Here is a 14,020-nt window from a genome sequence, read left to right as displayed (position 1 = left end):
CCTGNCTGAAAAGAAGTAGCGATCATGGACAAACATGGTCTTCTCTAGAAATGCTTGTTGATTATGATTCTTTGCAAGCTGGCAACCCTGCTCCTGTTGTCGATGTGTTTGATCCAGATTATCCTGAAGGAGTGGTTTACTTATTTTTCAATACCGGCAACAATCATGAGTATGATATCCGGATGAACCGAGGTGTAAGGGAAGTATGGATGATGAAATCCTTTGACCTAGGTAAAAACTGGGAGCAACCCATAAATATTACAGTCCAGACTCATAAACCTAACAATCTCGGATTCAACCCAGACTACAACTTTACAGAAGATTGGAGGCATTATGCAACTACTCCAGGACATGCATTCCAATTCCAAAACGGTAAATACAAGGGTAGAATTTATGTGGCTGCAAATCACTCGAAAGGTGATCCTCAGGAGAATTTCAGCGAATATCAGGCACATGGATTCTTCACAGATGATCATGGGAAAACATTTGGAATTTCAGAATCAGTGGCTATCCCAGGCTCCAATGAATCCATCGCTGCTGAATTGCCTAATGATCGAATGGTCATGAGTATCAGAAATCAAAAAGGCGATATCAGACAACGGATTTTAGCTTATTCTTCTGATGGCGGACAGACTTGGGATGAGGCAGAATTTAAAAATGAGCTTCCTGATCCAGTATGCCAAGGGTCAATTCTCTCATTCACAGACTCTTCAGGTCAGTTTTATTGATTCAATCCAACAATGCTGATACCCTCCATAGAAATAACCTTAGCATAAAATTCAGCTTCGATGAAGGAAAAACTTGGCCGAAAAACACGTTGATTGATGGGGTAAAAGATCCCGGAAGTTCCAGCTACACTGCCTACAGTGATTTGGTGAAATTAGAATCCAATGGTATCGGGATTATCTATGAAAAAGACAACTATTCTAAAATCGTGTTTAAGACCATTTACTTAGCCTATTGATGCTGGATATCTTTTTGTAAAGGCCAAAATTAGAAATTAGGAAAAACTGCCATTTTTGAAAGTTAAAAGTATTCCACATGAGCAAGTTTCTTAAAACAATCAATTGAGGTTCTCTACCTCTTAGGCTTGGTTCCGTTCTACTCCAACATGACAAAAATCAGTCTTCAAAATAATGATAAAATTGAGTTTACTACTTTTGAGTGCACAGCAAACACTTGCACTTTATAAGAATCATTAGAGCTCAGGTTGTCAATGAGCCTATAAATCGTTAGCTTTTAAGCCATTTCCTAAAACCCAATTCTTATGAAATTGCTTTTTCATGGGCAACTAAAGCTGTTCCTATCTGGAGTCATTTTTCTTGCTCTAATTTCTTCCTGTCAGAAACAGGAAGAAAAAATCGAGGAACCTGAAATTACTTCTGAAAACCTTTTGAAGGATTATGTAATGGCTCCTGATTCCACTTTCAGCTTTGAAATTGTCCGTACAGTCACAGGGGCTGATTATGATTATCATGTACTCAAAATGATTTCTCAGCATTGGCTCACTACTGATCTGGTCGATAAAACAGAATGGTGGCATTGGGTTTCTATCGTGGTGCCACGTGACACTCCTTTTGAAACTGGCATGATGTGGATTGGTGGCGGAAGTACCGATACAAAATTACCTGAGAATCCCGATGAACTGATTTTAGCTGCTGCCATGCAGACTAATTCTATCGTCGCTCAAGTCCATAACATCCCATTCCAACCTTTGACTTTTGCCAATGATACCCTGGGAGAAAGATATGAAGATGCGATTATTGCCTATGGATGGAGAAAGTTTCTGGAAGGAGGGGCCAAAGATGAAGATGCGATCTGGTTGGCTCGGTTACCGATGACAAAAGCTGTAAAATTGGCAATGGATGCGACCTCTGAGGTGGTAAAAACCTATTACGATAAAGACCTAAAAAACTATGTGGTCGGTGGAGCATCCAAAAGAGGTTGGACCACTTGGACTACCGCCGCGGTGGATGATCGTGTCGTTGCAATTGTGCCAATTGTAATTGACATGTTGAATCTGGAACCATCCTTTACCCATCATTGGAGAAACTATGGTTTTTGGGCTCCAGCAGTTGAAGACTATGTGCAAGAAGGGATAATGGAATGGATGGGTACTCCTGAGTTCGGCCGACTCTTAGCCATTACAGAGCCATATACCTTCGCTACGAAAATGAACCTTCCCAAGCTTTTGATCAATGCTGCAGGAGATCAATTCTTTCAGCCCGATAGCTGGGAGTTTTACTGGAATGATCTTCCGGGAGAAAAACACATGCAATATGTTCCAAATTTCGGTCATGATCTCAGCCAATCGGACGCACTACCTAATATGATCGCTTTTTACTCTTCTATTCTAAATCAAAACCCCAGACCGAAGTACAATTGGAAAATAGAGGGGAATTTGATTTCTTTTGATGCTGATGCATCAAATCCGCCTATTTCTGTTAAAATTTGGACCGCATATAATGAAGACACAAGAGATTTTAGAGTAGATGTATTTGGTCCCAATTGGACATCGTCTGAATTGTCAATGGAAGCAAATGGTCATTATGAATATCAAATGAAAGTACCAGAAAAGGGCTACAAGGCATATTTAATGGAAGTGACTTTCGCAGGTCAAGCTCCTCTCAAGGTAACAAGCGGAATAGAAGTTTTACCTACAGAATATCCCTTTGAAGAATTGAAACCTTCACATTCAGCAAGTACAAGTTCTAATTAACTAAAAATGAAATCGAGCATGACTCAAGCGTCACACAGTGGGATGATTATTTACCATGCGAGATTCCATCCCGTTTCCTTCGTCACGGGACAGGTTATGACCCATAAAAATCAAATTATAATCATATGAAAAACCCCCTTATTCTTTCCTTCATTTTTCTCCTTTCTTTAAACCTAACACTTATGGCTCAGCATGTAGTAAATGAAGATGAAAATAAAGTCCCTCCTTTAGTATTACCAGATCCTTTCGTCAGTGAAAAAGGGCTATTGATCAAGAGTGTAGCAGGTTGGGAAAGTATCCGAAAGCCAGAATTGATCAAGCTCTTTACTGAAGAGGTATATGGCCCAATTCCTATAGATTATGATGACATTTCTTTTAAAGAAGTATCAGAAAACGCCAATCCATTTCCGGAGATAACAATTTTCAAAGAGCTGGACATTACAGTTTCCAGAAATGGAAATTCACATACCATGAGATTGAATGTGTTTTTACCAAAATCTGCACTATCCCCAGTTCCAGTGGCCCTTTTGATTAATCACCGGCCGGCTTATACAGATGGAACTATTGTGGAAGAAGGATTCTGGCCTGTGGAGGAACTGATCAACCGAGGCTATGCAACCGCATCATTTCATGGAGAAACTGTTGCTCCAGATGATGCTGATAAATTTTCCGAAGGTGTCATTTCTTCCCTTTATCCCGAGGAGCTTTCAAAACCTGATGGTATGCGAACTTTTGGTGCTTGGGGATGGGCAGCTATGAGGGCAATGGATTATTTCGAACAGGAGTCCAAAATCGATTCTAAAAAATCCGCTTTGATAGGGCACTCCAGAGCTGGAAAAACTGCTCTTTGGACAGGAGTCAATGATAATCGTTGGGCTATTGTCATGCCCAATGAATCTGGCTGCGGTGGTGCAGCAATTTCCAGACGCAAGTTTGGAGAAACCATAAAGATTATCAATACGTCCTTCCCGCATTGGTTTAATGATAATTTTAAAAAGTATAATGATAATGAAAATTCCTTACCCATAGACCAGCACATGCTAGCCATGATGGTAGCTCCAAGAGCCATTTATTATTCAAGTGCCAGAGAAGATTTATGGGCGGATCCAAAAGGAGAGTATCTATCTATGAAATTGGGAAGCAGGGTTTATACCGAGATCTATGGAATGAGCGTTTCTTTCCCATTAGAATTTGAAAATCTTAAGGTCCCAATTATTCAAAACCATGCGGGATATCACATCAGAAATGGTCAGCACAGTCTGACTTTAGAAGACTGGAAACATTATATGGATTTCATGGAGTTAAACTTTCAGAACAAAAATTGAAAATGCAGGTAGGTACAAGATAGTTTTCCCTACTATTAACTGCTTTTTGTTATTTTAAACCTTTAATTATCCTCTTTAAATCAGAACATTTATGCTTCAAGTGATCACTATATTTCTAGCACTTACTCTTAGTTTTTTAAATACACCGTTTGAAAAACCTAAAGTTAAAATCCTGAAATCTGAGTTCATATACGAGACTGCACCATTCCCTTCTTGTCATGCCTCTACCTTAGTGGAAACTGACCGAGGCATATTAGCTTCATGGTTTGGAGGAACGTACGAAAGACATCCTGATGTAAGTATTTATACATCCATTTTAGAAAACGGAACATGGTCCAGTCCAGAAATGGTAGCTGATGGGGTGGAAAACAAAGTCTTTCGAAATCCTACCTGGAATCCTGTCCTGTACCAGAATCCGGATGGACAACTTGTCCTTTTCTACAAGGAAGGCCCAAATCCCAGAGAATGGTGGGGGCTCTACAAAACCTCAGAGGACGGTGGAAAGACCTGGTCTAAAGCTATTCAAATTCCCCCAGGCATGCTTGGGCCAGTTAAAAACAAATCCGTGAGCTTGGCAGATGGCACTCTACTCCATCCGAGCAGCTTCGAAACTAATGGAGTTTGGAGCATGCATGTGGAAACTACCACTTCGGACATCCAAAATTGGCAGAAGATAGAAATCGATAATGGCTCTTTTCATGCGATTCAGCCCACGGTCTTATTCCATCCAAATGGAAAACTCCAGATGCTCGCCCGAACGCAAGAAGGTGTAATAGGGACAACCTGGTCCTCGGATGGAGGAAAATCCTGGACTACGGTAGAATCCACAGGATTAGTCCACAACAATTCCGGTATAGATGCGGTAACATTAGAAAGCGGGATACAATTATTGCTTTGCAATCCGATTAAAAAAGGTAGAAATAAGCTCTCTTTGATGATGTCCATGGATGGAGTGAATTGGGAAGAATTGCATGTATTAGAAGACCAACCTGAAGGTGAATTCAGTTACCCAGCCATTATCCAGGCAAAGGATGGTTCAGTTCACATGACTTATACCTATAATAGAGAGAAAATAAAATACGTTTCCCTAAGCTTAGAATAATTACACTTTTCAACCCTAGTCTATGTCATTTCCAAAACCTTTTCGAGGCATTATCCCTCCAATGATTACTCCCTTAAATCAAGATTTTTCCTTGGATGAAAAGAGCCTTGATCTCATTATTGAGCATATGATTGCGGGTGGAGTTCATGGAATCTTCATTTTAGGCACCACAGGAGAATTCGCCAGCTTAAGCTCAAAAGTGAAGAAACAGCTAATTGATTTGACCTGTAAAAAAGTTAATCATAGGATTCCCGTTTTAGTCGGAATTACGGATTGTTCTTTTCAGGAAAGTTTGGATTTGGCTGCGTGCGCCAAAGAAGCTGAAGCTGATATTCTGGTCGCAACTACGCCTTTCTACATGAATGTGGGGCAGGACGAACTGGCTTATTATTTCTCTCGACTGGCTGATGATTTGGATCTCCCGCTTTACCTATACAATATGCCTTCTCACACGGGGATAAATATTGATTTAGAAACCGTTAAGATTCTGGCTGATCACCCAAATATCATAGGAATAAAGGACAGTTCGGGAGATCAAAAATATTTTGAATCCCTTTGCGACACTTTTCGGGAATACGCAGAATTCACTGTGTTAGTAGGGCCAGAGGAAATATTATTGGAAACAATGAATATGGGGGGTCATGGAGGCGTGACAGGCGGTGCAAACTTGTTTCCTGCCCTATATGTCAAACTTTTCGAAGCACTAGAATACCAGGACAAGGAAAGGATAAAAGGCCTAAATGATACTGTGCAATTTCTAAGCAAAAACCTCTATAGTCATGGAACTTACCGATCCAATTACCTGAAAGGTTTGAAAGCATCCATGTCTTTTGAGGGATTATGTCAGGGGATTTTAGCCTTGCCTCTTCGTGCTTTCGATGAAAAAGAAAAAGAAGCCCTGAAAGGAAAGTATGAAGCGGTGAAAGAGGCTGTAGAGAAAGTTCTTTCACGCAAAATAGAGTCATAAAACTCCTAGTATTTTATTAGATCCTACCTAAAAATGAAAAAGGGCTACCTGAAAATCCAGATAGCCCTGTTCAATAGGTTTGAGAATAGTATTAATATGCATGTTCGCTATTCTAGCAGTAGGGATTTAAAAGCACCAGAACAGATGGTAAACTTTAGAATTGAGGCCACTTCGGTCACCCGTCTCCGGTCTTCCTGCCAGCAAGCCAAAGAAAATGAGGCTCCTGGATCCATTTCGGATAATCATATTAGGTTTATTACATCTCCTTCATTTCAGAGACTACTTTAGTGATAGTCTGTTTGGCATCGCCGAAGAGCATCAGGCAATTTGGATAGCCAAATAGCTCGTTTTCCACGCCAGCATAGCCTTTACCCATACTTCGCTTACAGACGATTACCGTTCTGGCTTTATCTGCATTCAAGATAGGCATACCATAAATCGGGCTTTGGGGATTATTTCTGGCAGCAGGGTTTACCACGTCATTTGCTCCGACGATCAGCACCAAATCCGTGCTTGGGAATTCATCGTTAATGGATTCCATTTCTATCAGTTTGTCGTAAGAGATATTTGCTTCTGCCAATAGCACATTCATGTGCCCCGGCATCCTTCCGGCAACAGGGTGAATAGCAAACTTAAACTCAATGTTTCTTTTCTCGCATTGCTCCATTAGCTCACGAATCACATGCTGTGCCTGAGCAACTGCCATCCCATACCCTGGAACTACGATCACAGAAGAAACTCCGTCAAACAACATAGCGGTCTCCTCCACTCCTATTTCTTTTACGGTAATGGATGGACCATCTCCTTGTGCCTCATTTACTGTCTGCCCAAAACCTCCTAGAAGTACATTGACTAAAGAACGATTCATGGCTTTACACATGATCTGTGTCAAGATAATACCCGATGCCCCTACCAATGAGCCAGCTACGATTAACACATTGTTATTTAGGATAAAACCAGTAGCACAGGCCGCCATTCCCGAGTAAGAATTCAACAAGGAAATCACCACCGGCATATCTGCTCCACCGATTGGAATCACAGTTAAGACACCCAAAACCAATGCAATCACTATCAGAATGATAATCAGCATAGGATCAGTTTGATCAATTACAGTAAATACCGCTGCTGTCAAAAACCCTAAAAACAAAACCAAGTTTATTGGATGCTGACCTTTGAAAGTAATGGGCGAACCTGAAATATTTCCATTTAGCTTCAGAAAAGCCACCAAGGAACCAGTAAAGGTAAGGCCACCTATAAAGACAGAAACAATGATACTGATCACTGTCACTAGTCCGATAGATTCCAAGTTGACTTCCGTCCTTAGAAAATAATCCGAAAGAGCTACTGAAAATGAGGCCAATCCACCAAATCCATTGAAAATCGCTACCATTTCCGGCATTTTGGTCATCTCAACCTTATTGGCATAATAAAGACCAATAGCTGATCCCAAGACTATACAGGCAAGAATCTCGACTAGAGAAATTGCATCAATCTGAATCATTGTAGCCAGAATGGCTATCAGCATCCCCAAAGCAGAAAGGCGGTTACCTTTTCGAGCTGACTTGGTTTTATTCAACATTTTCATCCCCACCACAAACAAGATGGAGGCGATCAAATAAGCTAATTCTATGGCTATACTCATTTTTTCTTGAACATTTTAAGCATACGATCTGTGACAGTGTAGCCGCCGACTACGTTGATGGTGGCTAGTACCAAAGCGACCATTCCCAGCCATTTACTTAGGGTGGTATAGCCCATTTCGTTACAGGCCAAAAGTGCTCCTACGATGGTGATCCCAGAAATTGCATTGGAACCAGACATCAACGGCGTATGCAAGGTTGGGGGAACTTTGGCGATTAGCTCAAATCCCAGAAAACTTGCCAGAACAAGTATATAAATCAGAATAATCAGTGCTTCTGAGCTCATAATTTGAAAAGGTTAATTCTTATTTATTTAAAATTTTATTCGTGAATTCGTGCACCACTTTACCTTCAAAAGTGATCAAAACACCTTTGGTGATTTCTTCTTCTCGGTCAAGATTGAATCCATCTTTGGTAGCCAAGTGCAGCAGTAATGTGCTGATATTGGTGGCATAAAGCTGGCTTGCATTAGTGGACAGAAGCGACGGCAAATTTGACTCTCCAATGATGGTCACTCCATGTTTCCTAATTATTTGATCTTTCTCGGAGATTTCGCAATTCCCTCCCGATTCCACAGCCATATCCACAATCACAGCTCCTTTTTTCATGCTTTTGACCATTTCCTCAGTCACTAGAATTGGTGATTTTTTGCCCATGACCAATGCAGTGGTGATCACAAGATCTGAATCCTTGATCTTACTTTGAATGAGTTCTTTCTGTTTTTGAAGAAACTCAGCAGAAACTTCAGACGCATATCCCCCTTCTACTTTGACCTCTTCTGCTCCTTCTACCACCAAAAACCTCCCTCCAAGAGATTCTACCTGCTCCTTGGTTTCGGGACGCACGTCACTGACTTCTACCACTGCGCCGAGTCTCTTAGCAGTAGCGATAGCCTGCAGCCCAGCCACTCCGGCACCAAAAATCAAGACCTTGGCAGGAGTAATCGTACCAGAGGCAGTCATCATCAATGGGAAAATTTTCTCCAGATAATTTGCGCCAAGAAGCACAGATTTATACCCGGCAAGATTAGCTTGCGAACTCAGGCAGTCCATTTTTTGTGCTCTGGAAATGCGGGGCACCGCATCCATAGAGAAAGACATAATGGATTTCTTATTCATTTCATCCAGAACTTCCGGATAGTTGTAAGCATACATAATAGAGATACATGCGCAGCCATTCTTCATCTGAGCAATTTCATCTTTCGTAAAAAGATTGACCTTAAGTAGAGCATCTGTCGCAAATACATCCTGAGTATTCCCTACCGTAGCTCCTGCCTCCCTGTAGTCCTCATCAGAAAAATTGGATCCGATACCAGCTCCTTGCTCTACAATGACCGAAAACTCTTTTTTGATCAATTGCTTGATGACATCCGGACTAAGTGCTACCCTTTTTTCACCTTCCTTCGTCTCTTTTAAAACTCCTATTTTCATTTCAGACTAGTTGAATTTGTTAATTTCAAAGCTATTGCGTTTCAATAATTCAAAGAAAGTAGGAAATTCTTGCATGAGCTACCTGCATTATCCTGATTTTTTACTATTTCATGATATTTTCTATTGGTAAAATGAAAATAAATAAAATGAAACTTAAACCAAAAAAAACCTAGTTCACCAATAATGCGATCGATTGCACAACAAATTTTAACCGTATTTTTCATTGAGTAAATATTTTTTTTAAAATAAGTAAGAAGTCAGACCCCATTCTTAATAAAAATATGGTTTACGGATATTTTCAAACTTTACCACTGATCATTCCTTATTCATGGTTTGAAAATAAACAGGATTCATCCAAAAAAATAAATCCCTATTTTTAGCTTACTTATTTGACTTTAAACTAATAACCTCATGCAGAACCCCAAGAAAAATCCTGAGGGACAAACCCGAAGGGATTTTATCAAAAACGCAGCAATGGCCTCCTCATTTATGATCGTTCCCCGCCACGTGCTGGGAGGAGTAGGATTTATTGCTCCCAGTGATCAATTGAATTTGGCAGCAATCGGAGCCGGAGGAAAGGGAGCCAGCGATATTCGAAATGCCTCAGTAAATGGGCGTGAGCGAGTAGCAGCACTTTGTGATGTTGATTTTTCGGGATCTGCTAAAGCATCAGTTGAAAGATTCCCAGAGGCGAAGCGATATGCTGACTTCAGAGAAATGCTCGATAAGGAGAAAGATATCGATGCGGTAACCATTTCTACTCCAGATCATGTTCACGGTCCAGCAGCCAAATATGCCATGGAGCGTGGCAAGCACGTCTATGTGCAGAAGCCGATGACTCATAACATCAAGGAGGCAAGAATGCTGACTGAGATGGCAAGAAGTCAGAAAGTAGTAACCCAAATGGGCAATCAAGGTGGTTCAAATGAACTATTGAAACTAGTACAGAAATGGGTAGATGATGACAAAATCGGTAAAATATCCAAAGTAGAAGTTTGGACAAATAGGCCAGTCTGGCCGCAAGGCGGTGCCTTTCCAAAGCCTAATCCTAGCGCTAAGCCTGATGCTTTGAACTGGGATTTATGGTTAGGCCCATCTCCAGAGATTCCTTATACCCCAGATCTCCACCCATTCAGCTGGAGAGGCTGGTGGAATTACGGTACCGGTGCTCTTGGTGATGTGGGATGCCATTTGATCGATATTCCATTTAGAACCTTAGGTTTACACTACCCAACTGACGCTGAATGCAGTGTTGGTTCAGTATATAGTGGCATGTGGACTCCGGATTACCATCCAGAAGGCTGTCCTGCTTCCTCCTTCATTTCGTTGAATTTTGCGGCTACTGCCAAAAGCAAATCGCCTATCAATATGACATGGAGTGACGGAGGTATTCGCCCTGCACACCCAGATATAATCCCGGCAGATCATGACATTGGAGGAGGCGGCAGTGCGAATGGCGTCTTGATTATTGGCGAAAAAGGGATTATTTCCACCAATATCAATGACAGTTCTCCACTGATGCCCAAATTATACCTCAACGACGGCACCCAGGAATTTGGTCCACAAACGGAAGAAAACCTGGAGCCAGAATACGGACACCAAAGAAAATGGGTGGATGCATGTAAGGCGGGTTTTGGAAGTATGGAGCACAAAGGATTAACCTCATCATTTGACTATGCTGGCCCGATGACCGAAACTGTTTTGATGGGAAACCTTGCTATCCGAAGCTATATGCTGCGTAGAGAAAACAGCAAAGGACAACCAGAATTTTACGGTCGTAAGAAATTACTTTGGGACGGAGACAAACTACTCATCACAAACTTCGAAGATGCCAACCAATTTGTAGGGCGTACGTATCGAGAAGGGTGGGAAATGTAATTCACCACATAAAATAAATCATTCGAAACCCGTTCAAATTGATTTTGAACGGGTTTCCATATTATAATACAGTAGTACAAACCAGCCGATCGAAGAATCTTCCAAACCCAGAACCTTAAAACCTACCTTTTTGAAGTGGTTTTAAAACTATTGGGTGGAGACTTTAATATTTTGAGTAGCCAAAACAATAAATATTTTAGAAGGAAGTGATAATAAATAGGATTTTATCCATAAATACTTTGCTTAGTTTTTTTTTAAACGACAAGCATTCTTAGATTGGCGAGAATTAAATAAATTGATAAATGGCACAAATGATTAAAAAGGGAAAAGAACTAATTCGTATCTGCCCTACTAACACACTTAAAATTGAATATTCTGTGGATGAGGGCGAGACATGGATTCAACGATATATGGGGAATCCTGCAAGCCCTGGCGAATTTACAGACCTAGCTGATGGCGGAAAAGAATTATTAGGAGAAAGCCCAAAAGGGAGTTTCTACTCAAAAAACAAAGGTAAATCGTGGCATAAACGGTAGAAGTTATTCTGGAATTTCCAGAATAACCTTCAGGCAAGAAACTATATAGTCAATCTCACATCCCCTCGTTTGATTAACCGATTTTGTAGAAATATTTTCAAGAACTGATTCTACTGAACTATTGTGCGTAACCCGACGAGGCTGAAGTCGAAAATTTACTTGAAAGTGCAATTCACTAACTGAATGTGGGCAAATTGATTTCAAATCATGCTTAGCCCCATTACAAACTCCCCTCGAATTGTCTTTCGCTAAATTATTAGATACATTAAACTCAAGCATACTCCTTGAGTCTAACCAGCAAATCTATAAACCATGTTGAAAAAAATCGGATTAGTCATTTTAGTCGTCCTAGTTGCCATACAGTTTGTTCCTTATGAGAAAAATGAGGGAAAACCCGCAGAGCACCCTATCTCTGGTAGCTACGACATCCCAGACAATGTGAACAAACTACTAATAAATGCCTGTAACAATTGCCACACCAATACTTCCGAATACCCATGGTATGCTAGCGTAGAACCTATTGGTTATTGGCTAAACCAACACATTCAAGAAGGAAAAGGAGATTTGAATTTTGACGAATTCACCAATCGACCTTTGGCTTATCAAAATCATAAGTTTGAAGAAGTTATAGAATTGGTTGAAGAGAAAGAGATGCCTTTGGAGTCTTACACCTACTTTGGACTTCATCCTGAAGCAAATATTTCTGATGCAGATCGCCAAGTGATTATAGACTGGGCAAAAGACCAAATGGCCTATTTGAAGGCTACTTATCCAGCGGATAGCTTGGTGATGAAAAGAAGAAGTCCTCCTCCAGCAGAATAAACAATCTTTAGATTTAGAGCATTAGATAGTCTTGGATTGAATCGTATGCCCTATTTTTAGGTTATGAGCAAAATCCAAGACACCGAAGTACGATGGGGAATTTTAGGCGTAGGAAATGTCTGCGAAGTCAAATCCGCCCCTGCAATGAACCTCATTCCAAATAGTAAGATAGTGGCGGTCATGCGCCGCTCGGAAGAAAAAGTAAAAGACTACGCCAGGCGACACGGAATTGCCAAATGGTACACTTCAGCAAATGATCTCGTCAATGATCCTGAAGTAAACGCTATCTACATTGCAACTCCTCCAAATGCCCATTTGGAACTTACAAAACTTGCCGCAGCGGCAGGCAAACCTGTGTACGTAGAAAAACCCATGGCGCGAACTCACGCCGAATGTCTGGAGATGATCGAAGTGTGCGAGAAAGCCAATATTCCGCTTTATGTAGCCTATTATCGCAGAGAACTACCGCACTTCTCCAAAATCAAACAGCTGATCTCTGTAGGACTACTGGGGGAAATCCGCACTGTTCATATCAATCTCAAGCAAAAGCTGGATGCTTCTTTGATCACAAAAGTAGATACCAATTGGCGAGTAGATCCTGAGCTAGCCGGTGGTGGATACTTCATCGACCTAGCATCGCATCAGCTAGACTTGTTAGATTTTTTCTTTGGGAAAATCATCCATTCCAATGGATTTGCCTCGAATCAAGCAGATACTTATGAAGCTGAAGACATTGTGGCTGGTAGTTTTGTGTTCGAAAGTGGAATACTTGGAACAGGAAACTGGTGCTTTACTACATCGGAAACTGCAGAAATAGACGAAACGATAATCTATGGCAGCAAAGGAAAAATCAGTTATGAGACATTTGGCAAGGGAGAATTCACCATGGAAACAGATCATCAAGGAATAGAAAACTTCTCCTTCGATCTTCCAAAACACATACAGCAACCCCTTATCAAAACCATAGTTGGCGATCTTTTGGGAACGGATACTTGCCCAAGCATGGGGATCAGTGGAGCACGAGCCAACTGGGTGATGGATCATCTGGTGAAGGAAAAAGTCTGAAAGTTTTTTAACCACAAAGACCACGAAGAAAACGCAAAGTGCACAGCTAAGGAAACATATTTGAATTATTATCCTCGCCTCCTTGTGTATCTCTTCACAAACCGAAATAAACTTGGGATGTAAGCCATTCGTGATGACACGAACGGCGACGAAACCTCATAATTATAAAAGGGCTGAAAGCCCGATATATCACAGCCTAGCTCGACAGGGCTAGGTTATAAAATGAAGGAAAATTGCAAAAGGTCTGAAGGAGCGAAATATTTCCACCCTAGCATCGGTTTGTGCCTCAACTAACCGAAATGATCACCACTCCTGACACCACGAACAGTGGTAAATTAATTTTCTCTAGATTCTCAGCATCTACCGAATTTTCTTATCCGCACTTTAGTTTACCTTATCATGTAGCACTTCGCTGCTTTTTAACCCGGACTATGCATTAGGATTCGTAACGAGGGTTCAAACTGCAAGAAAATCAGTCACTTTGGAGATCGAGTCGTAGCACCGCTACGGTGAGAGCGAAAAGTGAAGCATAGCGA

The 14,020-nt window shown here is 41.1% G+C and carries 14 protein-coding genes; 11 read left to right on the top strand and 3 right to left on the bottom strand.

What is annotated here, in order from left to right:
• Positions 1-50: 50 nt before the first annotated feature.
• The 7 genes from U3A58_RS20095 to U3A58_RS20065 all read left to right on the top strand — a co-directional run bounded on the left by U3A58_RS20095 (position 51) and on the right by U3A58_RS20065 (position 6,113).
• Positions 51-728 carry a sialidase family protein gene (locus tag U3A58_RS20095; protein ID WP_323826193.1) on the top strand — a complete coding sequence of 226 codons (678 nt, stop codon included), beginning with the start codon at positions 51-53 and terminating at the stop codon, positions 726-728.
• On the top strand, positions 725-964 hold the full coding sequence (locus U3A58_RS20090) for a sialidase family protein (protein WP_323826192.1): 240 nt from the start codon (positions 725-727) through the stop codon (positions 962-964). The genes U3A58_RS20095 and U3A58_RS20090 overlap by 4 nt, the downstream gene beginning before the upstream one ends.
• A gap of 303 nt (positions 965-1,267) precedes the next feature.
• Positions 1,268-2,719: a PhoPQ-activated pathogenicity-related family protein gene (locus U3A58_RS20085; RefSeq protein WP_323826191.1), complete on the top strand. Its 1,452-nt coding sequence runs from the start codon at positions 1,268-1,270 to the stop codon at positions 2,717-2,719.
• Positions 2,720-2,725: 6 nt separating this feature from the next.
• Positions 2,726-2,848, top strand: coding sequence for a hypothetical protein (locus U3A58_RS20080; protein WP_323826190.1), 123 nt, complete (start codon positions 2,726-2,728; stop codon positions 2,846-2,848).
• The gene (locus U3A58_RS20075) at positions 2,845-4,044 is read left to right on the top strand and encodes a glucuronyl esterase domain-containing protein (protein ID WP_323826189.1); all 1,200 of its coding nucleotides are present in this window, start codon (positions 2,845-2,847) and stop codon (positions 4,042-4,044) included. The genes U3A58_RS20080 and U3A58_RS20075 overlap by 4 nt, the downstream gene beginning before the upstream one ends.
• Before the next feature lie 91 nt (positions 4,045-4,135).
• Positions 4,136-5,146, top strand: coding sequence for a sialidase family protein (locus tag U3A58_RS20070; protein WP_323826188.1), 1,011 nt, complete (start codon positions 4,136-4,138; stop codon positions 5,144-5,146).
• Between the two features lie 22 nt (positions 5,147-5,168).
• Entirely contained in the window at positions 5,169-6,113 is a 945-nt protein-coding gene (locus U3A58_RS20065) for a dihydrodipicolinate synthase family protein (protein ID WP_323826187.1), read from the top strand.
• A 256-nt stretch (positions 6,114-6,369) separates the two neighbouring features.
• Here the strand turns inward: U3A58_RS20065 and U3A58_RS20060 are convergent, their stop codons facing one another.
• The 3 genes from U3A58_RS20060 to U3A58_RS20050 are packed head-to-tail and all read right to left on the bottom strand — an operon-like array spanning position 6,370 to position 9,183.
• Positions 6,370-7,755, bottom strand: coding sequence for an NAD(P)(+) transhydrogenase (Re/Si-specific) subunit beta (locus tag U3A58_RS20060; RefSeq protein ID WP_323826186.1), 1,386 nt, complete (start codon positions 7,753-7,755; stop codon positions 6,370-6,372).
• Positions 7,752-8,039, bottom strand: a complete 288-nt coding sequence (locus U3A58_RS20055) for an NAD(P) transhydrogenase subunit alpha part 2 (RefSeq protein WP_086501027.1) — start codon at positions 8,037-8,039, stop codon at positions 7,752-7,754. The genes U3A58_RS20060 and U3A58_RS20055 overlap by 4 nt, the downstream gene beginning before the upstream one ends.
• A 19-nt stretch (positions 8,040-8,058) precedes the next feature.
• Positions 8,059-9,183, bottom strand: coding sequence for a Re/Si-specific NAD(P)(+) transhydrogenase subunit alpha (locus tag U3A58_RS20050; RefSeq protein WP_323826185.1), 1,125 nt, complete (start codon positions 9,181-9,183; stop codon positions 8,059-8,061).
• Positions 9,184-9,594: 411 nt separating this feature from the next.
• Here U3A58_RS20050 and U3A58_RS20045 point away from each other — a divergent pair, with 411 nt between their 5' ends.
• From U3A58_RS20045 to U3A58_RS20030, 4 genes are all read left to right on the top strand, one after another.
• Positions 9,595-11,061, top strand: coding sequence for a Gfo/Idh/MocA family protein (locus tag U3A58_RS20045; RefSeq protein WP_323826184.1), 1,467 nt, complete (start codon positions 9,595-9,597; stop codon positions 11,059-11,061).
• 302 nt (positions 11,062-11,363) lie between these two features.
• Complete coding sequence (locus U3A58_RS20040; RefSeq protein ID WP_323826183.1) at positions 11,364-11,597, top strand: hypothetical protein; 234 nt, start codon at positions 11,364-11,366, stop codon at positions 11,595-11,597.
• 312 nt (positions 11,598-11,909) lie between these two features.
• On the top strand, positions 11,910-12,419 hold the full coding sequence (locus U3A58_RS20035; protein WP_323826182.1) for a heme-binding domain-containing protein: 510 nt from the start codon (positions 11,910-11,912) through the stop codon (positions 12,417-12,419).
• Between the two features lie 63 nt (positions 12,420-12,482).
• The gene (locus tag U3A58_RS20030; protein ID WP_323826181.1) at positions 12,483-13,484 is read left to right on the top strand and encodes a Gfo/Idh/MocA family protein; all 1,002 of its coding nucleotides are present in this window, start codon (positions 12,483-12,485) and stop codon (positions 13,482-13,484) included.
• Positions 13,485-14,020 lie beyond the last annotated feature (536 nt).

The organism is Algoriphagus persicinus (genome assembly GCF_035156415.1).
In the GTDB taxonomy this organism is placed as follows: Bacteria; Bacteroidota; Bacteroidia; order Cytophagales; family Cyclobacteriaceae; genus Algoriphagus; species Algoriphagus persicinus.
Note: the sequence above shows the minus strand (reverse complement) of the source record. Positions and strands in the feature narration are given on the sequence as shown.